The sequence below is a fragment of the Pseudochrobactrum kiredjianiae genome, from assembly GCF_030362795.1.
Classification (GTDB): Bacteria; Pseudomonadota; Alphaproteobacteria; order Rhizobiales; family Rhizobiaceae; genus Pseudochrobactrum; species Pseudochrobactrum kiredjianiae.
This window is the reverse complement of the sequence record NZ_JAUCBM010000014.1, coordinates 29,727-53,299: the sequence shown is the minus strand read 5'-3', so window position 1 is coordinate 53,299 and position 23,573 is coordinate 29,727. Positions and strand designations below refer to the sequence as shown.

At 49.8% G+C, this 23,573-nt stretch carries 19 protein-coding genes and 4 pseudogenes; 13 read left to right on the top strand and 10 right to left on the bottom strand.

All coding sequences use genetic code 11. The features are described from left to right. Nucleotides 1-5 precede the first annotated feature (5 nt). The 4 genes and pseudogenes from QUF18_RS17630 to QUF18_RS17615 form a co-directional block, all read left to right on the top strand. Nucleotides 6-1,256 (top strand): efflux RND transporter periplasmic adaptor subunit, encoded by a 1,251-nt coding sequence (locus QUF18_RS17630; protein WP_289388581.1) that lies wholly within the window; start codon nt 6-8, stop codon nt 1,254-1,256. Continuing rightward, the gene (locus QUF18_RS17625) at nt 1,253-4,465 is read left to right on the top strand and encodes an efflux RND transporter permease subunit (RefSeq protein WP_289388580.1); all 3,213 of its coding nucleotides are present in this window, start codon (nt 1,253-1,255) and stop codon (nt 4,463-4,465) included. Before QUF18_RS17630 ends, QUF18_RS17625 begins: the two co-directional genes overlap by 4 nt. Nucleotides 4,466-4,671: 206 nt before the next feature. Further along, a pseudogene (locus QUF18_RS17620) lies at nt 4,672-6,200 on the top strand (IS3 family transposase); the annotation flags it as partial. A 28-nt stretch (nt 6,201-6,228) separates the two neighbouring features. Next, nucleotides 6,229-6,385: pseudogene (locus QUF18_RS17615) on the top strand (IS6 family transposase); the annotation flags it as partial. A 145-nt stretch (nt 6,386-6,530) separates the two neighbouring features. Here the strand turns inward: QUF18_RS17615 and QUF18_RS17610 are convergent. Further along, on the bottom strand, nt 6,531-7,424 hold the full coding sequence (locus tag QUF18_RS17610) for an alpha/beta fold hydrolase (RefSeq protein ID WP_289388579.1): 894 nt from the start codon (nt 7,422-7,424) through the stop codon (nt 6,531-6,533). Nucleotides 7,425-7,563: 139 nt separating this feature from the next. Here QUF18_RS17610 and QUF18_RS17605 point away from each other — a divergent pair, with 139 nt between their 5' ends. After that, nucleotides 7,564-8,085: a helix-turn-helix transcriptional regulator gene (locus QUF18_RS17605; protein WP_289388578.1), complete on the top strand. Its 522-nt coding sequence runs from the start codon at nt 7,564-7,566 to the stop codon at nt 8,083-8,085. Beyond that, on the top strand, nt 7,970-8,272 hold the full coding sequence (locus tag QUF18_RS17600; protein WP_353074551.1) for a helix-turn-helix transcriptional regulator: 303 nt from the start codon (nt 7,970-7,972) through the stop codon (nt 8,270-8,272). Before QUF18_RS17605 ends, QUF18_RS17600 begins: the two co-directional genes overlap by 116 nt. Nucleotides 8,273-8,734: 462 nt before the next feature. On the opposite strand, the gene QUF18_RS17595 is transcribed toward QUF18_RS17600, so the two are convergent. Next, entirely contained in the window at nt 8,735-9,019 is a 285-nt protein-coding gene (locus QUF18_RS17595) for a low affinity iron permease family protein (protein ID WP_289388600.1), read from the bottom strand. A gap of 242 nt (nt 9,020-9,261) precedes the next feature. Here QUF18_RS17595 and QUF18_RS17590 point away from each other — a divergent pair, with 242 nt between their 5' ends. After that, the gene (locus QUF18_RS17590; RefSeq protein ID WP_289388599.1) at nt 9,262-9,498 is read left to right on the top strand and encodes a PepSY domain-containing protein; all 237 of its coding nucleotides are present in this window, start codon (nt 9,262-9,264) and stop codon (nt 9,496-9,498) included. A gap of 163 nt (nt 9,499-9,661) precedes the next feature. On the opposite strand, the gene QUF18_RS17585 is transcribed toward QUF18_RS17590, so the two are convergent. The 5 genes and pseudogenes from QUF18_RS17585 to QUF18_RS17565 all read right to left on the bottom strand — a co-directional run bounded on the left by QUF18_RS17585 (nt 9,662) and on the right by QUF18_RS17565 (nt 13,811). Further along, entirely contained in the window at nt 9,662-10,363 is a 702-nt protein-coding gene (locus QUF18_RS17585; RefSeq protein WP_289388576.1) for an IS6 family transposase, read from the bottom strand. Nucleotides 10,364-10,743: 380 nt separating this feature from the next. Further along, nucleotides 10,744-11,652 (bottom strand): annotated as a pseudogene (locus QUF18_RS17580) (IS3 family transposase); the annotation flags it as partial. Between the two features lie 190 nt (nt 11,653-11,842). Continuing rightward, nucleotides 11,843-12,265 carry a DoxX family protein gene (locus QUF18_RS17575; RefSeq protein WP_289388575.1) on the bottom strand — a complete coding sequence of 141 codons (423 nt, stop codon included), beginning with the start codon at nt 12,263-12,265 and terminating at the stop codon, nt 11,843-11,845. Nucleotides 12,266-12,462: 197 nt separating this feature from the next. Further along, entirely contained in the window at nt 12,463-13,452 is a 990-nt protein-coding gene (gene pdhA / locus QUF18_RS17570; RefSeq protein ID WP_289388574.1) for a pyruvate dehydrogenase (acetyl-transferring) E1 component subunit alpha, read from the bottom strand. A 41-nt stretch (nt 13,453-13,493) separates the two neighbouring features. Continuing rightward, nucleotides 13,494-13,811, bottom strand: coding sequence for a DMT family transporter (locus QUF18_RS17565; protein ID WP_289388573.1), 318 nt, complete (start codon nt 13,809-13,811; stop codon nt 13,494-13,496). A gap of 410 nt (nt 13,812-14,221) precedes the next feature. On the opposite strand from QUF18_RS17565, the gene QUF18_RS17560 reads away from it, so the two are divergent. Continuing rightward, entirely contained in the window at nt 14,222-15,145 is a 924-nt protein-coding gene (locus QUF18_RS17560; protein ID WP_289388572.1) for a LysR family transcriptional regulator, read from the top strand. Here QUF18_RS17560 and gstA read toward each other — a convergent pair. Then, nucleotides 15,138-15,755 carry a glutathione transferase GstA gene (gstA, locus tag QUF18_RS17555; RefSeq protein WP_289388571.1) on the bottom strand — a complete coding sequence of 206 codons (618 nt, stop codon included), beginning with the start codon at nt 15,753-15,755 and terminating at the stop codon, nt 15,138-15,140. The two genes, QUF18_RS17560 and gstA, sit on opposite strands and share 8 nt — an antisense overlap. Before the next feature lie 510 nt (nt 15,756-16,265). On the opposite strand from gstA, the pseudogene QUF18_RS17550 reads away from it, so the two are divergent. Then, a pseudogene (locus tag QUF18_RS17550) lies at nt 16,266-16,735 on the top strand (2-thiouracil desulfurase family protein). Between the two features lie 31 nt (nt 16,736-16,766). Here the strand turns inward: QUF18_RS17550 and QUF18_RS17545 are convergent. Continuing rightward, complete coding sequence (locus QUF18_RS17545) at nt 16,767-17,639, bottom strand: helix-turn-helix domain-containing protein (RefSeq protein ID WP_289388570.1); 873 nt, start codon at nt 17,637-17,639, stop codon at nt 16,767-16,769. A 138-nt stretch (nt 17,640-17,777) separates the two neighbouring features. On the opposite strand from QUF18_RS17545, the gene QUF18_RS17540 reads away from it, so the two are divergent. Beyond that, nucleotides 17,778-18,323, top strand: a complete 546-nt coding sequence (locus tag QUF18_RS17540; protein ID WP_289388569.1) for a GNAT family N-acetyltransferase — start codon at nt 17,778-17,780, stop codon at nt 18,321-18,323. A gap of 874 nt (nt 18,324-19,197) precedes the next feature. Here QUF18_RS17540 and QUF18_RS17535 read toward each other — a convergent pair. After that, nucleotides 19,198-20,052 carry a MurR/RpiR family transcriptional regulator gene (locus QUF18_RS17535; protein WP_289388568.1) on the bottom strand — a complete coding sequence of 285 codons (855 nt, stop codon included), beginning with the start codon at nt 20,050-20,052 and terminating at the stop codon, nt 19,198-19,200. Between the two features lie 147 nt (nt 20,053-20,199). On the opposite strand from QUF18_RS17535, the gene QUF18_RS17530 reads away from it, so the two are divergent. Genes QUF18_RS17530 through QUF18_RS17520 form a run of 3 tightly spaced genes read left to right on the top strand, consistent with a single transcriptional unit; the run spans nt 20,200 to nt 23,572 of the window. Then, nucleotides 20,200-21,786: an ABC transporter substrate-binding protein gene (locus QUF18_RS17530; protein ID WP_289388567.1), complete on the top strand. Its 1,587-nt coding sequence runs from the start codon at nt 20,200-20,202 to the stop codon at nt 21,784-21,786. Between the two features lie 8 nt (nt 21,787-21,794). Further along, a complete protein-coding gene (locus QUF18_RS17525; protein ID WP_289388566.1) occupies nt 21,795-22,721 on the top strand; it encodes an ABC transporter permease in 927 nt (308 codons plus the stop codon). Continuing rightward, on the top strand, nt 22,718-23,572 hold the full coding sequence (locus QUF18_RS17520; protein WP_289388565.1) for an ABC transporter permease: 855 nt from the start codon (nt 22,718-22,720) through the stop codon (nt 23,570-23,572). Before QUF18_RS17525 ends, QUF18_RS17520 begins: the two co-directional genes overlap by 4 nt. The last annotated feature ends 1 nt before the right edge of the window (nt 23,573 follow it).

The window sequence follows — 23,573 nt, the reverse complement described above, 5'->3', positions numbered from 1 at the left end:
CTGAAATGAAAAAGAAAATCACGGCACTGTACTTGACCGGTGTCGTTATTGCAGGTGGTTTGCTGCACCACGACAAAGCAGAGCTCTATGTCAGCCGTTTCCTGATATTCCTCTCATCGGCCGCTGTCCCTTATGCTGCCGCGCAAACAGGAGAAATGCCCGCGCCGCAGGTGCCTGTTGCAGAGGTTGTAACGCGTAAGGTTGCACTGTCTACGGAGTTTACCGGCCATCTGGAGGCAAGCAAGCTGGTGGAGCTCCGCCCGCGTGTTGGTGGCGCAGTTGAAACAGTGAGTGTGCCAGAGGGAGAGCTTGTACAATCGGGGCAAATTTTGTTCCGGATTGATGCGAGACCTTTTCAGGTGATCCTTGATGCTGCCAAGGCGGAGTTACAGCAGGCAGAGGTTTTGCTGGAGCACGCGGAAACCAACTTCAAACGCACGGCAAGTCTTGCGCCAAACGGTACAGTTTCCCGTAAGGCCTTTGATGATGCACAGGCTATGCTGGGTCAACGAAAGGCACAGGTTGCTATCGCTAAAGCGGCGGTTGCCGCTGCCGAACTGGATCTGTCTTTTACCCACGTCACGGCTCCTGTTGACGGACGCGTTGACCGTGTTTTGGTGCATGAAGGCAATCTGGTAACGGGCGGCAATGCTGGCAATGCGACATTGCTCACGACCATCGTGCGTACAGATCCGCTCTATGTGTATTTCGATATTGATGAAGCGACTTATCTTGGTTTCATCGCGAAAACATGGGCGCAGGAAAGTAACAAAGCTAACGCCTCATTGCCGGTGCAGATCGCACTGATGACGGATGAGGGTTTTTCTTATCAGGGTGCGTTGAATTTTCTCAGTAATCGTATCGATAGAAGCACCGGCACCATTCGTGCGCGTGCGGTTGTTGAAAATCCTGAAGGCATACTTGCGCCGGGGCTTTTTGCACGCGTGAAACTTGCGATTTCTGAACCGATACAAACAGTTTTGATTGATGATCAGGCCATCGGTACAGATCAGGGGCGCCGATATGTGCTGGTCTTAGGTGAGGGCAATAAGGCCGAATTTCGTCCGGTGGAAATCGGGGCGATAGTCGATGGTTTGCGCGTTATTTCTTCCGGTCTGCAAGTGGGTGAAAAAATCATTGTGAAGGGGCTCGTAGGCCCGGGCATGCAGGTCACACCACAAATGATTTCAATGGTGCCGGAGCAGGTTTCTGACGGCGCTCAGGCAGAAGCTTCTCAACAGGAGGCGCGTCGATGAATATCCCGCGCTTTTTTGTCGACCGCCCGATTTTTGCGGTCGTGCTTTCTGTTCTGATGTTGATTGCAGGCGGGTTGACCCTGCTGAAACTGCCGCTGAGTGAGTATCCTCAGGTCACACCGCCGACTGTACAAGTGACGGCGAGCTATCCCGGCGCTAATCCGGAAGTGATTGCTGAAACCGTTGCCGCGCCACTGGAGCAAGCGATCAACGGTGTCGAGAATATGCTTTATATGAGCTCGCAGGCTGCGACTGACGGGCGTATGACGCTGACAATTGCGTTCCAACAGGGCACTGATCCTGATATGGCGCAAATTCAGGTGCAAAACCGTGTCGCCCGTGTGTTACCGCGCTTGCCGCAGGAAGTGCAGCGTATCGGTGTCGTGACGCAAAAAACCTCACCGGATATTCTGATGGTTGTGCATCTGGTGTCACCGGATGGGCGCTATGATCCGCTGTACTTGTCCAATTATGCGCTGTTGCAGGTGCGGGATCAGCTGGCGCGCGTGCCTGGGGTTGGTGACGTACTGGTTTGGGGCGCCGGTGAATATTCGATGCGGGTCTGGCTTGATCCGAATAAGGTTGCGGCACGTGGTTTGACTGCATCGGATGTGATTGCATCCATTCAGGAGCAGAATGTGCAAGTTGCTGCCGGTTCGGTCGGGCAGCAACCGGATGCTTCGTCAGCATTTCAGGTGACAGTCAATACACTTGGCAGGTTGTCCAATGAGGAGCAGTTCGGCGATATTGTTGTTAAAACCGGTTCTGAGGGGCAGGTAACCCGCCTGCGGGATGTTGCTCGTATTGAACTTGGTGCAGATGCTTATGCGCTGCGCAGTCTTCTTGATGGTAAGCCGGCACTGGCAATTCAGATCATCCAAAGTCCGGGCGCTAACGCGCTGGATGTGTCCGCAGCTGTTCGTGATACAATGAGCGAACTGGAAAAAGATTTTCCGGAGGGTATAGAGTCCCGCATCGCTTATGATCCGACTGTTTTCGTTAAGGCCTCTCTGGAAGCTGTGGTCGTGACATTGCTTGAAGCCATCGTACTGGTGGTTCTTGTGGTTGTGCTGTTTCTACAGACATGGCGCGCTTCGATTATTCCGCTTGTTGCCGTACCGGTATCACTGGTCGGTACATTCGCCCTGATGTATCTGTTCGGCTTCTCGCTGAATACATTGTCGTTGTTCGGGCTGGTACTTTCTATCGGTATTGTGGTCGATGACGCGATCGTGGTGGTGGAAAATGCAGAACGCCATATTGCTTTGGGAGAGACACCCAAAGAAGCTGCGCGCAAAGCTATGGATGAAGTGACAGGGCCGATTATCGCCATTACATCGGTGCTGTCGGCAGTGTTTATTCCTTCCGCTTTCCTCACGGGATTACAGGGGGAGTTCTATAGGCAATTCGCCCTGACAATTGCTATTTCAACCATTCTGTCCGCAATTAATTCTTTGACATTGTCTCCGGCATTGGCGGGTGTGTTGCTGAAGCCTCATCACGGGGAAGTCAAACGCGACCGGCTTACCATGATCATTGACCGGCTGTTCGGCTGGTTCTTCCGGCGCTTCAACCTGTTCTTTGATCGTGCTTCCAATGCCTATGTCTGGTCGGTACGCCGCGCTATCCGGTTCAGCGGATTTGTTCTGCTGTTCTATGCTGCGCTGGTCGGCACGACATGGCTTGGTTTTCAGACTGTGCCGATTGGTTTCGTACCCGCACAGGATAAATATTATCTGGTTGGTATTGCCCAATTGCCAAGTGGCGCTTCGCTTGATCGCACGGAGGCTATGGTCAAAACCATGTCCGAAATCGCATTGGCAGAGCCGGGGGTAGAAAGTGTTGTCGCATTTCCGGGGCTTTCGGTGAATGGCATGGTCAATATTCCGAATGCTGCCGTGATGTTTACAATGCTCAAGCCTTTTAACGAGCGTAAGGATCCGACTTTGTCTGCCTTTGCGATTGCAGAACGGTTGATGGGTAAATTCAGTCAGATACCGGATGGTTTCGCGGGTATTTTCCCGCCGCCGCCTGTGCCGGGGCTCGGTTCGACCGGTGGCTTTAAAATTCAGCTTGAAGATCGCGCCGGACTTGGTTTTGAGGCATTAGCAAAAACGCAAGGTGAGATCATGGCCAAGGCGATGCAAACACCGGAACTGGCAGGTATGCTGGCCAGTTTCCAAGTGAATGCACCACAGGTGCAGGTGGATATCGACCGCGTCAAAGCGAAAATACAAGGTGTGCCGCTCACGACAATATTTGAAACATTGCAGGTCTATCTTGGCTCGCTCTATGCCAATGATTTTAACCGTTTTGGCCGTACCTATCGTGTGATGGTGCAGGCCGATGCACCCTTCCGTATGCAGCCGCAGGATATCGGACGCCTGAAGGTGCGCAACGCTGCCGGTGATATGATCCCGCTATCAGCTTTGCTAACAGTTCAGAATAGTTCAGGGCCGGATCGTATCATGCATTATAACGGTTTCCCTTCAGCGGATATCAGTGGCAGCCCAGCACCCGGCTATTCTTTCGGGCAGGCAACAGCTGCGATAGAACGTATAGCTTTGGAAACAATGCCGGCCGGTATGGCTTTTGAATGGACGGAACTCGCCTATCAGGAAAAACAGGCAGGCAATGCTGCCATGTATGTTTTCCCGCTGTCGGTATTGCTCGCTTTCCTCATTCTGGCCGCACAATATAACAGCTGGTCATTGCCTTTTTCGGTGCTGCTCATTGCTCCAATGGCATTGTTGTCAGCGATTACCGGTGTCTGGCTCACAGGCGGAGACAACAATATTTTCACCCAGATCGGCTTTGTCGTTTTGGTGGGGCTTGCTGCTAAAAACGCTATTCTGATTGTGGAGTTTGCCAGAGCAAAAGAGGATGAAGGTGTTGATCCCCTCAATGCCGTTCTGGAAGCTGCAAGATTACGTTTGCGACCGATTTTGATGACATCACTTGCCTTTATTGCCGGTGTTGTCCCTCTGATGCTGGCAACAGGTGCGGGAGCAGAAATGCGTCATGTCATGGGTATTGCTGTTTTTGCCGGTATGCTGGGGGTGACGTTGTTTGGCCTTGTGCTGACACCGGTATTTTACGTGCTGGTGAGACGTATGGCGATTGCCCGTGAAAAGCCGAAAGCCGGAATAACCGATGCCTTCCCAGATAAAACGGAAGTGTATGCTAATGAGAAAAACAGCATTTTTTGATTACAGGCAGATCTTCATTTCAGTGTAAATTTAAGCGGTGATAATAGAAGATGTGTTGAAAGCACTGCCTATGCCCCTGACCAGCCCTGTTCCGAGTGGCTGATCAGGGACGAGGAAGGAGGGAGGGAAACTGTAGCTGTTAATCGCCATGCAATATTGACTCATTGGGGGGCGGACGAAAACTTGGACTGTCAAGGAGGTAGTTCATGTATTCCTACGAAGACCGGATGCGAGCAGTTGTACTTTACATCAAGCTGGGCAAGCGTGCGAAGGCGGCCATTCGCCAGTTGGGCTATCCAACCAAGAATGCACTGAAGGGCTGGTGTCGGGAATATGAGCGCCATCTTGATCTGTGTTTAGGATTTACGCCCCGAACCCCTAAATTCACACAGGCGCAGAAGGAAGCGACTGTTGAACACTACCGCACGCATGATCGTTGTGTTTCTACAACGATGCGCGCATTAGGCTATCCGGGTCGTGCGACGTTGACCGCTTGGGTTCGTGAGGCATTTCCTGAAGCTCAAAAAGCTACAGTCGGTAGAGTTGCTCCTCCACGATATCCGGAGACCTTGAAGAAGGCTGGCGTCGTCGGACTTTATAATCGGCAAGAAAGCGCGCAGGCCTTGGCCGAAAAGCTCGGCGTATGCAGATCGACACTATATAACTGGAAAAATCAGTTACTCGGTCCGGAGGCTCCCGCAATCATGAAACGCAAGAACAATTCACCGCCAGTGCAGAGCGAAAAGAATTGGAGCATCAACTCGAAACACTGCAACACGATATCCAGCAACTGCAGCTTGAGCACGATCTTTTGAAGAAGGCGACTGAACTCTTAAAAAAAGATCTGGGCGTCGATCTGCAACTCCTGAGTAATCGGGAGAAAACGCTGTTGGTTGGCGCCCTTAAAGATTTCTATCAGCTGCCAGAGCTGCTTGCTCAGCTGGGGCTGGCGCGCAGCTCATACTTTTATCATCGAGCCCGCATGAGGATGACCGACAAGTACCTCACTATTCGTCAAAACATCACTGAAATCTTCGAACTTAACCGTCGCTGCTACGGCTACCGCAGGCTACAGGCGTCATTGGCCAAACAATCCGTTACCATCTCAGAGAAGGTTGTGCAGCGGTTGATGAAACAGGAAAATCTGATCGTTGCCACGCCAAAGCGGCGGCGATATCGCTCTTATCTGGGAGAAATCAGTCCGGCGCCTGAGAATCTCATTAATCGCGACTTCCAAGCCACAGCCCCGAATGAGAAATGGTTAACTGATATCACTGAGTTCCATATCCCGGTTGGCAAAGTGTATCTCTCGCCCATCATCGACTGCTTCGATGGTTTGGTTATCAGCTGGTCTATCGGAACGAAACCAGATGCGGAACTGGTCAACACGATGCTCGATGCCGCCATAGAAACTATCACAGGTACAGATGAGCGGCCCATAGTGCATTCTGATCGCGGTGCCCACTATCGCTGGCCGGGTTGGCTTTCGAGGATCAATGAAGCGAATTTGGTGCGATCAATGTCCCGAAAAGCGTGTTCGCCAGATAATGCCGCATGTAAAGGCTTCTTTGGCAGGCTGAAAACAGAACTCTTTTACTCGCGTGATTGGAAGTCAACCACGCTCGAGCAGTTTATCAAAGAAGTTGATCGCTACATTCGATGGTACAACGAGAAGCGCATCAAGATATCACTTGGCGCGCGAAGCCCAATCGAATATCGAAACAGTCTTGGCATCGTGCGTAAAACCAGTCCAAGTTTTTATCCGCCCCCTCAAGAACATGCCCAAGAGTGGGTGTTTCCAATCATTCAATACGGCTCGCAGAACGATAATGGGTTTTGAAGCGATGCTATGGCTTCGCAAAGGCTTTGGGTTCTTCAGGAGACTGTAATGTTCTCAGTCAGAATGAGTTGATTGCTTAGTGCTTTGGAATTCAAAAGGTTAAGTGAGCGTGAGCATCATTCGCGTTTACTCAGTAACACGATCTGCGAAAAACCTTGCGACAAGCCCGGTAACTCCACCCCTGGCCAAGCCGGTGGGGTGGAGTGTCTTGAAATGGTCTGCGGTTCAGGTGGCGTCCTGCCGTGCCAGCCAGTTCAAGATCGTTTGGTTAGTTTTCTCGGGCTTTTCCTCCTGGATCCAATGGCCGCAATTGAGGCTGACGACGTCAACATTGGGCACGAAATCTGCTAGTTTTTCAAATTTAGGGATGACATCACGGTCACCATAGATCATGAGCGTCGGCTGACGAACGATGGGGTCCACTTCGCCCAACAGGTACCAGTTGCGATCTAGGTTGCGGTACCAGTTGATGCTGCCCGTGAATCCGGATTTCTCGAATGCAGAGATGTAAACGGCCAGGTCGTGTTCGCTCATTACGGGCTCGCCGAACGCTCTTTCGGCTTTTGCGAGATTGATCATGACCATGCCGGGCTCGGGCGCCCGAAAGGGTACGTTTTTCCGGTATAGGTTGCGAAGAAAACGGTCTGCATTCTTGTCCAGAATGGCGTCCGCGACGCCTGGCTGTCGATTGAAATGGACAAAGTAGTAGTCGCTGCCCAGGATTTGCTCCAAAAACTCAATCCACGGCGTTTCGCCACGCTCCTGATAGGGCAGGCTCAGATTGATCAACTTGTCGACTCGGCTTGGGTTCAGCAAAGCCAGTCCCCAGACGATCGCCGCGCCCCAATCATGACCGACAAAGCTCGCATCCTGGTATCCATAGTAATCGAGAAGCGCAACAAGATCTCCCGTAAGATGTTCAATGTCATAAGCTGTCACGTCGTCCGGACGGGACGAGTTGCCGTACCCCCGTTGGTTTGGCACGATGACATGGTAGCCGGCAGCAACAAGGGCGGGTACCTGATGACGCCAGGAATAGGCATGCTCTGGCCAGCCGTGGCAAAGCACAATGGGTTTACCCTTGTTTTTTGGAACCAGCTTCGAAAACTTCGAGTTCAACGTCGTTGACCGGAATAAGGGTGGCTTGGGCAAAATCTATTGTATTGGGCATCACTTACTCACCTTGTTGACATGTGCTGTCGTTGCCTAGAGGTAAATGGTGCCAAATTTTGACACCTTTGAATGGCAATGAGCCCAAATGAAAGTCCGCATCCGACAAGACGCCATCGTGCGTAGCCTGCGCCGCAATGGCACCTCAACTCTCGCGGACCTTGCAGAAGCCGTTGGCGCGTCCAGACGTACGGTACTGCGTGACATCAGCGCACTGCGCGATCACGGCTTCGTCATCTATTCCGAACCGGGGCGTGGGGGCGGCCTACAACTGGACCCGCAATCCGTTCAGACTACAGCCCGTCTCTCGGTTGCTGAAGTTTTTGCCCTGCTCATCAGCGTTGCATCCATGCGTGCGCTGGCAGTCTGCCCTTCTCAGGTCTGGCTGATGCCGGTCTTGCCGTGCCTTGCCTCCCGACAAGCTGCGGGATCTGCGGCGGATCTTGACCCGCTTGTATGTCGGGCAGCTGTCTCCACTGGTCGATATTTTGGATATGAGGACGATGGACACCATGCTGCTGCTGGCTTTCGAGGATGCATTTCTCCGACAGCGACAATTGCGCTTTCAATATTGCGACTCGAAAAGAACCGTGACCAGCCGAAATGTTGAGCCGCAGGCCATGCTGATCTTGCAGCCACTTTGGTATCTGGTGGCCTGGGATCCAGCGCACGAGGATTTTCGCCATTTTCGAATGGACCGGATCGGCCGGCCGCAAGTCGAAGAACGCGCAACTTTTCAACGACGCCATGTTCCATTCGAGGATCACGTTCGTCCGGTTCGTGACTTATCGCGTTAGACGTCGCGCGATCAACAAGTGACACTGAAGTTGGGACTGGTCAACAGCAGCGTTCATGAAACCGTCCTGAACCCGGGAGGGACGAAAAGGGGCCGATTCCAGCCCCCGCTTCCGCTCCAACAAACCTCGGTTTAATGTGACGCCGCGAAGATAACCGCCAACATCCCAGAAACGGCGTTTATTTTCATAAATACTCGTGCAGAAACCTATAGCCTATAAACTCTCTGCCGTTTAAGTTAATATGAAATCGGGAGTTCCAATGTTGATAGGTTACATGCGGGTTTTGACCGCCAGCGGCACGGTCTGGAGCAGGCCGGATGCGATATGATTTATGACGATGGGGTGTGTCACGCTTGATGTGCGTAACTGATTAAGGTGAGAGGAGATGGCTGTCGATATCAAAGGAACACATTTTCTCTCAGCTCATAATATGGACTGATCTAAATGGTTCCGTAAGCTGTTTTAATGCTCTCCGGAGCGTTCTTTGTGGGCAGCATGTTCTTCGATCGTTTCTTTCAACTTCTGTAGTTTTTCTAAAGGCATATGCTCAATGCCTATGAAATCTTTATCTGCATTTTTCACAACATCGATGAGCTCATCGATTTTTGTGTGTAACGCGCAGGAATCTCTGTTCTGAGAATTTTGAATAAGAAAAACCATCAAAAATGTAATAATCGTTGTGGTCGTATTAATAACCAATTGCCAAGTATCTGAAAATTGGAATAGAGGTCCGGATAAAGCCCAGATAATAATAAATAAAATGCGATGATAAATGCTGAGTAATGACCTGTTATTTCAGAAATTTTCTCGCTTAATTTTGAAAAATAAGTTCCCATGATTTTCTCCGTTCAGATACACAATGTTTTAAAGTCGTAATTGTTCGTTATCCCGGAAAATATTTGGAACAACCCAATTTCCCCTCCGTTAGTTAAGTACCAACAGGAGGAAATACGATGAAAACGAAACTCTTAACTTTGATCTCTGCGGGTATGTTCGCAACGGCAGGTGCCTATGCACAAACGAGCGCACCAGCCCAAAATCCCCCGGAAAGTACTGGTGAAACACCGATGATTGCACCGCCTGCAGCACCGAGTCCACAGGCACCGGTAGAGGGTGAAAATAGTTTCACTGAAACTCAGACCAAAGAACGAATTGAAGCTGCAGGCTATGCTGATGTTCAGGCTTTGAACCTTGGTTCTGATGGAATTTGGCAGGCTAAGGCTTAGAAAGATGGTGCGGATGTGAATGTCCGCATGGACTACCATGGTAACATTACCAGTGAATTGCAGTAATTGAAAAAGGAGATGACAATGAAAAATGTAACAGGACTTTTTGAGGTTTTGTCACGTTAAGTGTGTGACGTCGAGCCAGATGTGTGGGGCTGAATTTTCAAACGAGGCAGGTTGCAATTTTCCATTCATCAAACGCTTCGAGGCGATGATATCGAATTGTTTGTGCAGCACGGCGGTGCGATGGAACTGAAAAGCGATTGCGGGTGGCGGAGTGCATGGCCACAAATCGTTGCAACGCTCCCGGCGATCGGTGGCCTTGCATTGTTCGCTCCTGTTTTTGAAATGGCAAACGGCTATTCTCAGCCCTGTTATTAAGGCCTTTGTGCGACCAATGATCGAGGCTGGGTGCCACATCCGCCTTTGCCAAACCATAAGAGCGCAGTTTATTGGTGACGATCTGTTTGGGAATAAAGCCATAGCGCTTCATCAATGCTACCAGCAGACGCTTAGCAGCCTTCTTGTCACGCCGCTTTTGCAATATTTCTTCGAGAACGGTGCCGTGCTGATCGACTGCGCGCCAAAGCCAGAACTTGGTTCCAGCACATTTCACCACGACTTCGTCCAGATACCAAACATCGCCGGGGCGTGCTTGTCGCCACCGTAGAATACGAGCAATCTGAGGTCCAAACGCTGCGATCCAGCGCCAGATAGTTTCATAGGAAACGTCCCTCCCACGCTCGAGAAGCATTTCCTCAACTTCACGCAGGCTCATGTTGAACCGCAGGTAAAGCCAAACGGCGTACGCAATGATCTGCGGTGCAAAACGGTGGCGCTTGAAATTGATAACTGGTGTTTGCATCACTGAAATTTACGACCAAGCTGGCACGCAGGTAACCGTGAACTGCTTAACATGACAACACCCTTACGTTCGCTGTCACGCGATTTTGCGTGCTACAGTATCGTCAGTTCGGCTGTTATACTCTGAGAGATAAAGACTAAACATCGATTGAGAATAAATGTCTGTATCGGTGGTTGCGTGCCCTCGCAACCAAAAAATAAACCCGCTTTCAAGCGGGTATTTTTTGTAATGGGTCATAGAGAAGAGCCTAAGTCAGGGGCCCACAAGGAGGCCGAGCCGATGAAGTGGACACAAAAGCTCAAATCCTGCCCCCGCAATCAAACAAAGTCTCCAAAAATCTACAAATCTAATAGTTCTGCTCAATCAAGCAAAACTCCCGGAGCAGCATATTGGCTTCTTCTGTCTGAATGTTGAATGAGGCCAGGCTTGGGCTGTCGGATTGCAATGGCTTTTTGCAATGCACTGATTGCCAAATCTTGTTTCATCCGGTCACGTGCTTCCCAGCCGATAATACGGCGTGAATAAAAGTCGATGATAATAGCCCGATAAAGCCAGCCTTCTGTCGTCCATATATAACTGATATCGACGCCCCATTTCTGATTTGGCGCTTCATACGAGAAATCCTGATCCAGAAGATTTGGGGCGACAGGTTCACGATGATTGCTGTCTGTTGTGCGCTTGAAACGCGTCTTTTGCCTTGCTTTCAAGCCGTTTTGGCGCATCAAACGAGCTATTCTATGCCGTCTGGCTACAATCTCTTCTTCGCGCAATTCAATATGCACGCGTGGTCTACCATAGGTTTCGCGCGACAAGGCAAAGTGATTACGGATGTGAGCCTGAATAATCATATCATCAAGCTGATGACGACTGGGAGCACGATGTTTCCAAGCATAATAACCACTCAGACTGACGTCTGCAAAAGCACACAGGCGTGATAGAGATATGGTGGCCTTCTGCGCATCAATGAAAGCAAATTTCATCGACTGTTTTCTTATCCGCCTCAACTCGAGCGAAGAGGGCCGCCTCTTTTTTAATAGCTCACGCTCCTGCCGCAACAATTCATTTTCTTTACGCAATCGGTCAAGTTCGAGATTGGTATTTTCGTATGGACCTGAAAGCAGGTCTTTCTCTGCAAAATCACGACGCCAACGGTCAAGCGTAGACTTGCCAATACCCAAATCCGTAGCAACCAAAAATATGCAGCGACCGCTCGTGGTCAAAATGCTAAGGGCTCCTCACTTGACTTCTCCCGCAAATTCGCGCTGCTTCAATCGTTGTTCTCCTATCAGGTAACACTAACTGAAGCTCTCCACTTTTGCAGGGCAAGTCCAACGATAGGAGAGGTGATAGCGGTCATGCCGAATGCCTTTGAGGTGCTGAATGCATGAACTTTCAGCAATGAGAGCTAATGGTCAATCCTCAATATAGCTACTCGTTATTTCTGAAACCCAGAAAGCAGGTAGGCGTCCCTTACAGATCTTAGACCGGGGCTGTTCCTGAGTTCATCCAAAAAATCATGATGAGGAGCAACAGTCCGCCTACCAGGGAGATATGCTCAAGAACGAAATGAAGTTCTTGTGTTCGTCGGGGCTCGGAACATCTCCAAAACGCATGACCAAATGGAATTGTGAGCAGCGTGAATATAGAAAGGGCGCCTGCACCATACCACCCCAATTGATTGAAATCCGTGATAATCAAAAAGGAAGCAATGCCCTGAAGAACAATCGCTCCTGCTGCAACAAAACGCGGATAGGGTAGACCAACCCTTTGTACGGCACCTACAAAAGCATTGAAATTCATTAATCCGAGAAAGACCTCTGACCAAAATAATGTTGTAATCATGATCCGCACAAGAAGGAACATGAGCGGACTATCCGCAATTGAATGAGCAATGCTCGACATAGTTTTTCACCATATTATATGAATGGGCGATATCGTGTGGTGCAGTGTAAGGCGTGCGGCTCGTGTCTTGTTCTTCTTTTAGAGCCACAGTCTATATCCGTATGGCCTCTGCTGATCGAGTTTAAGAGGCCGACATCGACACAGCAGAGGCCAGTTTTAGGATTGTTTCTTGTAGAGAAATATCCGGTTTCGCGTCATCACGCATAAACATCCGTATAAAGCTGTGACGGATCGGGTAGGGGCGCGGATTTGGCGAAGGTGACAGCCTCAGCGACAATTTCCTTGATCTCGTTTTCGATCAGCTTAAGGTCATCTTCGGTCGCATATCCCTGTTCGAGAATACGAGCGCGCGAGCGATCAATGGGATCGTTCTCGTTCTTGACTTTCTGCACTTCATCACGTGAGCGATATTTTGCCGGGTCTGACATTGAATGTCCCCGATAACGGTAGGTAAGCATTTCGAGGATGAACGGCCCTTTGCCTGCTCTCGCATGTTCGACGGCGCGCAAGCCGGCGGCGCGTACGGCCCGTACATCCATAGCATCGACTTGCTCGCCGGGGATGTTGAACGATAAGCCGCGCTGTGAGAGATTCAGGTTAGCCGATGCCCGCTCAATGCTGGTGCCCATGCCATAGTGGTTATTCTCGATGATATAGACAACCGGCAAATCCCAGATTTTGGCCATGTTGAAGCTTTCATAGACCTGTCCCTGGTTGGAGGCCCCGTCACCGAAATAGGTCAGACAAACGCGATCATTGCCACGATATTTGTTGGCGAATGCGAGGCCCGTTCCGATGGAGACTTGCGCCCCGACAATGCCGTGTCCGCCGAAGAAACCTTTTTCAGGCGCGAACATATGCATGGAGCCGCCTTTACCTTTCGATATGCCATCCATGCGCCCGGTCAGTTCGGCCAGCACAGCCTTCGGGTCCATGCCCGTCATCAGTGCATGACCGTGATCGCGATAGGCGGTGATGACCTGATCACCTTCACCGATAGCCATCTGCATGCCGACAACGACAGCTTCCTGTCCTATATACAGATGGCAGAAGCCTGCGATCAGCCCTTCGCCATACATCTGACCGCAGCGCTCTTCGAAGCGACGGATCAGCAGCATGTCGCGGAAAGCTTTCAGCTCTTCGTCTTTGCTGAAGACGAATTCGGTGTCAGCATTGTGCTTGGCCATGGTGGTTCCTTTAATTTCAAATGAGCAGAGAGCACCAAGGCTCAATTACTCGTCAGTTTGAGACCGACGATCCCGCTAAGCGTGACCGAGATCCAAAAGAGGCGGGAGAAGGTTGCCGGTTCGCGGAAGACCACGATGCCGACGACGATCGAGCCAATGGCGCCGATGCCGGTCCAGACCGCATAGGCCGTGCCGAGCGGCAGCACCTGAAGCGCCTTGCCAAGAGTGTAGATGAATGTGGCGAGTAGGATGAATGACAAGATCGACCACGATAACCGGCTGTAGCCGTCTGCCATCTTCACGCATATGGCCCACGCGACATCTAGCAGGCCGGAGAGGATCAGAAGTGTCCATGCCATCGTCGTTTCCACTCTCAAATACCTTCTTTCAGCCGTTCATTTCGCCATGCCTGACAAACACGGACTGCGTTGGCTCGACACAAGGGGCGATGATAGGAACCCTCGCGCGAATTGCTCGCTGTATTTTGGCAAGCGGATTTTTCCGATCGGCAATCCCGCCGTCAGACTGGTCAGGATGTCATCCGCTCATCGTGATCCCGACGAAACAGCAGCGTAGCAGCATGCTCACGGAACTAATCAGGTTTGCAATCTGGCAAAAATTTCTTGCGTAATTGCAACGCCAGCAGGCGGGATTTGTGTCTATTGTAAAAAACCGGATGACTCTGTCCGGGTGATTTTGTGTTTTTGCTATTTCCAATTAGCAAGAGAAGATATTAAAACACGTAATGAATTTGCAGAATGGAAAGAATGTGAGCGACTGGAATGAATTCAAAATTGTTCTGGCGGTTGCGCGTGCCGGCTCGTTGGCCGGAGCGGCGAAGGATTTGGGACACGACCATTCGACGATCTTCCGGTGGTTGAACGCGCTGGAGAAACGGAAGGCAGTTCAGCTTTTCGACCGGACCTCCGGCCAGTATGTCCCCACTGATGCCGGCGCTCAGATGGTGTTGGCAGCGGAACGGATGGAAGCGGAAGCACTGGCGCTTGATCGATCAATTACGGGTCAGGATAAAAGGCTTTCGGGCAAACTCAAGGTCACCTCATCCGAGACGCTAGCTTATCGGATACTGAATGAGGTTCTGGCAAGCTTCCGTAACGAGCATGACGGCATCGAGATTGAATTGCTCGTTGATAATCGGCAACTTGATCTCCTGCGACGTGAGGCCGACATAGCGATCCGCGCTACGCGCCCGCATGAAGGTGAGCTGTTCGGGCGCAAGATTGCATCGACGCCGTGGACCTTCTACGGCAGCAGCATCTATCTGTCTGAGCATGGCAGCCCGACCGACCTCGCTTCCCTTTCGGGACATGCCGTTATCGGTTGGGACAGCGGTGCTGTCGCGGCGGCATCAGAGTGGTTGACGAAGAACATATCGCCCCACGCCTTTTCTTATCGCACCAGTAGCCTCATTAACCAGCTCATGGCGGTGAAGGCTGGTTTGGGGCTGGCGCTCCTGCCTTGCTATCTTGGCGACCAGGAATCCGATATCGAAAGAATTCTGGAGCCGCTTGATGAACTAACCAGAGAGTTGTGGCTAATTACGCATAAGGATTTGCGTAACACGGCGCGTGTGCGGGCGTTCTTTGATCATGTTGGCGGTGGGTTGCTGGCACGGCGATGGCTCCTGGAGGGAGATCTGTCGGGGGCATCCGCAGAGATGGATACTATTTGATCAGACCTTCCGCTATGAGCGTGTCCCGTACACTCTTGCGTTCCGCGATTTTCGACTGATAGTGCGCCAGATTGGGCCATACTGCCAGATCAATACCACGGCCCTTCGACCAGTTCACGATGGTAAAGCAATATGCATCGGCAATGGTGAAGCGATCGCCCACGAGATAGTCGTGGTCGGCCAGATAGTTATCGAGCAGGTAGAAACGCTCGTGAAGCCTTTGCTTCGCAACTTCGGCGGCTTGTTCGCCATATTCGGGATGAAAGAGCCAAGGGCTGAATGTTTTGTGTAATTCTGAACTGATAAAGGTCAACCATTCGTGCATCCGGTAGCGGTTAAAACTACCCTGCGGGGGCATCAATCCCGCTTCCGGTTTCTGATCGGCCAGATAGATCAGGATGGCGACACCTTCGGTCAGTACTTGGCCATTGTCGAGTTCAAGGATCGGGACAACACCCTTCGGGCTAACATCTTTGAGATGTCGGCCATCCTCGACGCGGTGTGGTTCGCTGCGAATATCGACCTTGATCAGATCGAGAGCAATGTCAGCCTCGGCTGTAGTGATGTGGGCGGCCATAGAACAGACACCCGGCGCATAATAGAGTTTCATTCCATACTCCCTGCCTTTTATCGTATAAGACACAGAATAACGTATTGTTTTACAATCATGGATTGGAAGGTGGCAAACCTATATTGCAAGATCGCAGTGCCATGATCTGCAGTAAATTTGAATGCTCGGATCACGCGCTCAATTAATTAATTGAATGGTTAATTGTTGCGTGTATAGAAAATCTATAATTCAGGATGAGATACAAAACCAGTTTTGCAGATATTGCCGAGGTTGCGCATGTTGTTGGGCTGCTACAGCACATAGCGCAGGGTGAACGTTTCGTTGAGTGCCTTGCGGAATTGTGAGAGCTGACGATCGCAAATGCCTCGCAACATTTGCAGCATTTGAAACGAGTGAATTTCGTACACGCGGAGCGATGATAATAACGTCTTTTATCGCCTCGGAAAGCCGCAGGTTTGGATATAGAGGCTAGTATCTAACATTCACGAACATGAATATGCCGGATGCAGTAACGCGCCCGCTTTGCTGGGATAAGGATATAATCAAAAAATCCTTGTTAGCGCCTGTTTGTTGGGGCATCTGGTCCGTTATAACGGTAATGCTAAAACATTTAACCATCCGCTTATAGAAGAATGGCAGCAGGAAAGGCGATTGGTTTCTGTCCTGTCCTGAGTGCAGGTTTTAGTATTCCCCGGCCGCCTGCTGAAATAGCAAGCAGAAAATCGGGGTAAGAGGTCGTGTCGGGTGATGCGGATATAGATGAGTTAACCGGCAATGATGTTACAGAAGCATTTATCAAAGGTGCAAGAATTGCAGTGAATTTGGCGCTAAGGAATGGTTGCCGCTATGCTTTCTTGACGGATGACAGCCCGTCGTGTGGAAGCCGTTTTATTTATACCGGTGATTTTACAAATCGGATGTACTCAAGTTCCGAGGTGGTGGCAGCATTATTGCGTGCAAATGGGATTGAGGTTTTTTCTGAGAACGAGATAGAGAGCTTGCAGGAAAAGCTTCGGTAAAGACAGGTCCATTTTATTCAAGAAAATGGGTTCAGCAATTGTTTGCTGCCGCAGGAAAATAAGAAATTTTCTTCCTGTACTCTGTTAATCCCATGCCGGTATGGCGCTTGAAATATTTGCTCAGATAAGACGCGTCCGTAAATTGCAGGTCATGGGCAATTTGCTGCATTGATCTTTTGGGCTGTAATAACTGTTTTTTGATTTCTAAGATCACTTGCCGATCGATCAGCGTCTTCGGCGCATCGTTGAAAAAGCGTCTGGTCAGTTGTGAAAGATAATAGGGTGTCACATTGAGCAGACTGGCATAGAAAGCAACTTCACGCTGCTGCCTGCAATGCAAAAATATCAGCTCCCAGAATTTCCAGCAGAGCGCTTCTTGTCTGCTGTAATCGTTTTTCTCCGCAATATCGAAACCAGTTGTTTTATTGGAAAGCCATAGAAACAGATTTTGAAACTGATTGACCAGAATGGCTCTCTGATATTGCAGCACTTGTTCCTGAAGGCATGCCGTCATCTGTTCCCATAGTCGCAAGAAACTGATTGTATTGCTATCAGCAGTAAAAAACGGATGGCGGCTTAAAAACAGAAACAGTTCATTTGGTAAGCCATATGCAATATCTGCGGCCATGGAACGGTCAATCAGATAATAAGAACATGCAAAATCTGCGGTTCTGTTTCTCACCATAACGATCGAGTCATCGTAAAGAACTAAAAAATCATCCTTCTGCATCTGATAGCGCCGAAAGTTAACATCAAATTCCGCAGACCCCGTCTGACAAATAACCAGCACAAGATAACTCAGCGATAAGAGCTGATTATCTGCCTCTGCGAGCGGGCCTTTCCCCATCAGGAATTCATTGTCACTGATCAGGCTGAGTGTGCTATTTATTTCTGTTTTATCCATTGATCCAGCGAATTTATGTAAAAATATATCATTTAGTTTTCATTATTACCTAATCTGTTTAATTCCTGCCATTGTCAATCTCTTCCTCCAGTTTTTAAAACAACGCATCATTATTCAAGATAAGAAGCGAGAAAAACAATGCTTAAAACAGAGCGTCTCATCATGCGGTCATGGCTGGAGAGTGATGCAGCAAGCCTTTATCAATATGCCAGTGACGACCGCGTTGGGCCGATCGCAGGCTGGCCTGCGCACCAAAGTGAAGAAGAAAGTCTGGAAATTATCCGTACTGTATTTTCACATCCTGCAATTTACGCTGTTGCGTTGAAAGAAGATAATGTTGCTATCGGCATGGCAGGTTTGTTGATTGGTAAAGACAGTAACTTTGAGATTGCGGATAATGAAGCAGAAGTAGCCTATTGGATCGGCGTGCCGTTCTGGGGGCAGGGGTTCATTCCGGAGGCCGTGAAAGAACTGATGCGCCATGCTTTTGAAGAGTTGAAAATGGATGCTCTTTGGTGTGGTTATTTCGCCGAGAATGAGCAATCTTTTAAAGCGCAGGCAAAATGCGGCTTCAAACACCATCACACGGAAGCAAAGCAGTTCAACCAGTTTATGAACGACTACCGTGTTGAACATATCAGTCGTATCGGTAAAGATGAATGGCTGGGCTTGGAGAATAAATAAGCTTGATTTTTAACTCAAGGCACGGGGCTATGTTTGCGGCAGATTCCCTGTGCAGGAAAGGGCTGATGTTGGGCAGGGTGTTTTCCATATTGGGCTCGCCACCGACGCAGACGCAGAGAATCTCTGGGTCCTGTTCACTCACGGTCAATAAGCATGCCCCATGGTTGAATTGATATAGACACTTTCTCGGGTTTTCGACCGTACCGGTGCCTATTGGTCTGTATGCAACTCAATTACACCATTGAGGACAATCAGAAATTCCTCGTCGGCATGTTTGGTCAGGGCACGAAATTCCCCCAGAGAGTGGGTACAGGCAACAGCATGGATCAGCACAATTATTATACTGATGAGGTCAGTAGCCAGATCTTGCTGAGATTATATTCTGTGACTGGGACGAATATCTGAAGAAAAGCCGTGACGAAGCGCGTGACGGTGCAGTTATTCTCGGAGCGACCAGTGATAATGGCGATCCGGATAATATGCTGAGTTTCTTCTTTGTTTGCTAGGCGATCGGTTCCAGCAATATGTCAAACTGGTGCTACAAGCCAGTGGATGATTTGCTATAAAAGGGGCGTGTCACCTCTGATCTGAGTGAACGTAGAAAGGTCTATGAAAAAGCACAGGAATATATTGATGAGCAGGCACCATGGCTGCCGATTGCCCATTCAACTGTTGTGCTGCCGATGTCGAAAAAGGTCAAAAATTATGTGATGGAGCCATTAGGTTCACATCGCTTTAAAAATGTTGATCTCGACGAGTAAGAAACCCGCAACGGCATCGCTCTTGACAGAAAACTGACAAAAACGATGCCTGTTCTTGACAGAAATCGCATAGATAATTGAGGAGCTGTTGGTGAGGGGGATTCTGTACAGGCTTATTTGATGTGGCCGGTAAAATGTTTGTAGAGTTCGGAGATTTCATTCATCCGTGTTTCCACAGATGGCCCGAGCTGGCTGACAACTTCATTAAGCAACAGGTTTCCCAATACAGCCATCATTGCGGTTGAATCCCAGAACGTGCCTGTATCTGTAGGGACGTTAAAGGTTTCTGTCGCAACACCGCGGCACCAGTGGCAGTAGGGATCAGTAAACAGCGTAACAGGAATACCTGCAGCTTTTGCACGGCGTGCGAGCAATGCAGCAAGATTGGAATATTTGCGCGCTTCAAACATTACAAGAGCGGAGTGACTGTGATCGTTTAAGAAAATCTCGGAGAAGTTGCCGTTGGTGGTATCAACAAGAAATATATCATCACGCAGATATTGCAGCTGATGTGCAAAATATTGTGCGAGGCCGCGCTCTGTCTGGAAACCGACAACAAAGACTTTTTTAGCTGTGGCAAGACGGTTAGCGGCTGATTTCCATTGCGGTTTGCGTGCCAATTCATGGATATGAACAAGCGCTGCAATTTCTTTCTCTAGGATTTTGGTAGAGGTATCACCTTTGCTGCTCTCCTGCGTAAACTCTTTCAACCGGTCGCCGACAAGCCACGGTTGATGGCCGATGGATTCACCTAACTCCGTCTTTAAGTCTTTGAAATGCTTATAGCCCAGCTTTCGACAAAAACGTCCGATTGTAACTTCGCTGACGCCGATTTTCTCAGCAAGTGTTGCTGCATTCTCAAAAGGCAGTGAGTTGAGATTGGTCAACATGTAGTTTGCAATCTGACTACCTGCAGAGGTGCTATCCTCAAGGCTTGATTTCAGGCGTTCGCGGATAGCTTCAGACATTAATTATTCCCATTAAATTGAATGTAAGTTTTCTGTCTTTTAATCCTTGATGACAGAAAAGAATCACTCTAGCATCCTCCGTAATTATAAAACGGAACTCCGTCAGGAGTAAACGTAACAGGGCAAAGCCCGGTCGGTGGAGGAACAATGAACCGTCGTGATTTTTTGCTGTCGTCAGCTGCTTTTCTTCTTACTACACAAACCCTGCTGTCAACCAGCCTTCCTGTGCAGGCATCCGGTTCGGAAGTTGTTATTGTACTTTCCAGTGATGAAACCGGTGCGCCGCATCTCGATCCGATCCGTGCCACATTGCTCAGTGTTGCGGCTGATCTGATTTATGACCGGCTGATTGCCATGTCCGATCAGCATACATTTCATCCGCATCTTGCAGAATCCTGGCAGGAAAGCGAAGACGGCATGAACTGGACATTCCGGCTGAAAAAGAATGTCCGTTTCCATGATGGTGAGCCCTTTAACGCCGACACGATTGTCTGGTGGGTTTCAAAATATGTTGACAGTGCGAACCAGCATGTCAGCGGGGCAATTGAAAAGGTTGTTATCCTTGACGAGCATACAGTTCGTTTTGAGATGAGCCGCCCTGATCCAAATCTGCTCTATAATCTGGCATCGTACTTTATGGGTATTCCATCGCCTAAAGCTTATGAAGCCGCCAATGGTAGTTTTGGTGTTACCGAGGCTGTCGGAACCGGCCCTTACAAGCTGGAAAATTTCAGCGTCGGGCAAGAAACCGTTCTGGTTGCAAACGAGGATTATGCCTGGGGTAGTGAATTATCGGAGAATAAAGGAGCACCGGCACTGGAGCGTCTGGTTCTGCGGGAAATTCAGGACGCTTCCACGGCCTTCCTTGAAATGAATACCGGTGGTGCGGATATTCTGCTGGGTGTGCCAACAGAGTTCATTCCGCAGATGAAAGCCAATAGTGAGATTGAACTGCGCAATATGCCTGCAACGGGTACTTCTTACTTGCAGTTTAACACGAAATCGGCACCTTTTTCCGATCCGCAATTTCGTCAGGCGGTGGCCTGTGCTGTTGATCAGGAGCCGATCCGACAGGCGGTTTTTGGCGGTTCCGGCACAACGGCCCACCAGTTCCTTGCCTCCTCTCTGGACGAGTCCAAAGTTCGTCCTGAAGTGCTTATTCGGTATAATGTGGAGAAAGCAAAACAGTTGCTGGATCAGGCAGGATGGAAAGCGGGTGCTGATGATATGCGGATTAAAGACGGCGTGCCGCTCAAAATCCAGCTCTGGTCCACATCTGAAACGGCGTATAAACGCATTGCGGAAATTGTTCAGGCACAATTGAGAAATATCGGTTTTGCTGTTGATGTTACCCTATTTGATAGTGCCAGCATGAAGGATGCCTTGCGAAAAGGCGATTATCAGATGGCTGTCAGCCATTATGACTGGGATAATACTGATATTTTGAGCTGGTTCTTCAGCGGGGAGAATATTCCGCATCCGAACAGCACGCGTTGGGATGATCCGCGCTCGGAGGAGCTGCGTAAGGATGCGGAAAACGCTGCACGTAACTGGCAGGAACGGGTTGCGAAATTCAAAACCTATCACGAAAATCTGCTGGAAAATTTCGTTTTTGTTCCGTTGCATGAATTTGAAAAAACCATTGCAATCAACAGCGGCCGCATCGTTTTACCGGAAAAACTGCGTACGACTGCACTTGGCAGCGTAACGCTTCTTGATGCGAAGTGGCAGTAAATTCAGTTATGACGTCATTCATTCTCAAACGCCTTCTGGCTATGATACCCGTATTTTTTGTTGTCTCGATTACGGTTTTTCTCGTTATCCATCTCGTTCCGGGCGATCCGATTGATAATCTTATGCGTGCCGGATCGTCTCCTGCTTTGCGTGAACAGATCGCGGCCAAATACGGTTTGGATAAAGGGCTTTTTGAACAATATGTCATCTGGATGGGGCGGGTCTTGACGCTGGATTTCGGTACGTCAATTATTCAGTCCCGACCAGTGAGTGCGCTCATTGCGCAGAACCTGCCGGATAGTTTGATATTAGGCGGCTTTGCTTTTTTGTTCTCGACACTTGCAGGTATCAGCGCTGGTGTCGTGGCAGCGAAATACTATGGCAGCCGTATTGATAGCGGCATTACCACCGGCATTTTGCTGGGCTCGACAATACCCAGTTTCTGGCTCGGGCTTTTGCTCATTCTGGTTTTTGCTGTCTGGCTGGGTTGGGTGCCGGTTTCCGGTGCACGCGGCTGGTCATCGCTGATCCTGCCGGTGATTGCAACAGGCCTTGGCGGTGTTGCGCTTGTTGCCCGTGTTACCAAGGTCTCAATGATTGAAATCGGCAGACAGGATTTTGTCATGCTGTTGCGGGCAAAAGGTGTATCTGAAAGCCGTATTCGCATCAGCCATGTTCTGCGCCATGCAATGATACCGGTTATTTCTATTCTTGGTTTGCGGATCGGCTGGATTTTGGGTGGTGCAATTACCGTTGAAGTGGTGTTTGCACGCCCGGGGCTGGGGTCTTTGCTGATCCGTGCGCTGAATCAGCGGGATTATCCGCTCGTACAGGGTTGCCTGCTGATGCTGGCCATGGCCGTAATTCTTGGCACTATTCTCGGTGATGTTGCGCAGGCAGCCATGGATCCGAGACAGCGTGAGGCAGCAAAATGACAGTGATTGTCTCTGATACACGGCGTTTACGACTTCCGGTTTCTGTTCCCGTTGCGATTGCCGCGCTTTTTCTGATCCTGCTGGTACTGTCGGCAATCTTTGCTACGCTGATTGTGCCTTATGCTTATGATGCGCAAAATATCACCAATATGAATCAGGCACCCGGTCTGAGGCATCTTTTTGGTACAGATGAATTTGGCCGTGATGTGTTGTCCCGTATAGTTGTGGGTGCACAGACCTCTCTTTCCGTGAGTGTAACGGCGGTTGGTTTTTCCGTTTTATTCGGTCTGATACTCGGAGCCATTTGTGGTTATTTCGGTGGTGTGATTGATCGGGTCTTGATGACTATAGTTGATCTGACCTGGTCATTTCCGGAAATCCTGATTGCACTTATGCTCGTCGCAGTCATTGGAGCGGGTTTGCATGGTGTGATTATCGCCGTTGCAATTGCTTATCTGGCGCAATTCACGCGGCTGACGCGTACACAGATCATGCAGATCAAAAAAGAAGCCTATGTCGATGCTGCAATCAATCTGGGCGCAAGTAATTTCCATATTTTATTCCGGCATCTGGTGCCGAATTCACTGGCACCTGTTCTTGTGGCTGCGATGCTGGCCACAGGCGATGCGATCATTCTCGAAGCAACATTGGGGTTCTTCGGGCTTGGCGCACAACCGCCGACACCGAGCTGGGGCGCAATGATGAGTTCAGGAACAGCGCAATTATTCGTTGCGCCGTGGGTGATTATCATTCCTGGCTGCGCCGTAGCGCTCACGGTTATTGCACTGAATGTTGTCGGTGATGCGATTATCCAGTCGCTGGATTTCCGCAGCAAAGCACGGGAGGGTTAAA

Excerpts from the sequence above, each read along its gene's own strand:
- gstA (WP_289388571.1), bottom strand. The coding sequence starts at position 15,755 with ATGAAACTCTATTATGCGCCGGGTGTCTGTTCTATGGCCGCCCACATC.
- pdhA (WP_289388574.1), bottom strand. The coding sequence starts at position 13,452 with ATGGCCAAGCACAATGCTGACACCGAATTCGTCTTCAGCAAAGACGAA.
- QUF18_RS17605 (WP_289388578.1), top strand. The coding sequence starts at position 7,564 with ATGAAAGTCCGCATCCGACAAGACGCCATCGTGCGTAGCCTGCGCCGC.
- QUF18_RS17530 (WP_289388567.1), top strand. The coding sequence starts at position 20,200 with ATGAACCGTCGTGATTTTTTGCTGTCGTCAGCTGCTTTTCTTCTTACT.
- QUF18_RS17585 (WP_289388576.1), bottom strand. The coding sequence starts at position 10,363 with ATGCAAACACCAGTTATCAATTTCAAGCGCCACCGTTTTGCACCGCAG.
- QUF18_RS17575 (WP_289388575.1), bottom strand. The coding sequence starts at position 12,265 with ATGTCGAGCATTGCTCATTCAATTGCGGATAGTCCGCTCATGTTCCTT.
- QUF18_RS17565 (WP_289388573.1), bottom strand. The coding sequence starts at position 13,811 with ATGGCATGGACACTTCTGATCCTCTCCGGCCTGCTAGATGTCGCGTGG.
- QUF18_RS17535 (WP_289388568.1), bottom strand. The coding sequence starts at position 20,052 with ATGTCTGAAGCTATCCGCGAACGCCTGAAATCAAGCCTTGAGGATAGC.
- QUF18_RS17525 (WP_289388566.1), top strand. The coding sequence starts at position 21,795 with ATGACGTCATTCATTCTCAAACGCCTTCTGGCTATGATACCCGTATTT.
- QUF18_RS17520 (WP_289388565.1), top strand. The coding sequence starts at position 22,718 with ATGACAGTGATTGTCTCTGATACACGGCGTTTACGACTTCCGGTTTCT.
- QUF18_RS17630 (WP_289388581.1), top strand. The coding sequence starts at position 6 with ATGAAAAAGAAAATCACGGCACTGTACTTGACCGGTGTCGTTATTGCA.
- QUF18_RS17540 (WP_289388569.1), top strand. The coding sequence starts at position 17,778 with ATGCTTAAAACAGAGCGTCTCATCATGCGGTCATGGCTGGAGAGTGAT.
- QUF18_RS17625 (WP_289388580.1), top strand. The coding sequence starts at position 1,253 with ATGAATATCCCGCGCTTTTTTGTCGACCGCCCGATTTTTGCGGTCGTG.
- QUF18_RS17590 (WP_289388599.1), top strand. The coding sequence starts at position 9,262 with ATGTTCGCAACGGCAGGTGCCTATGCACAAACGAGCGCACCAGCCCAA.
- QUF18_RS17600 (WP_353074551.1), top strand. The coding sequence starts at position 7,970 with ATGAGGACGATGGACACCATGCTGCTGCTGGCTTTCGAGGATGCATTT.
- QUF18_RS17545 (WP_289388570.1), bottom strand. The coding sequence starts at position 17,639 with ATGGATAAAACAGAAATAAATAGCACACTCAGCCTGATCAGTGACAAT.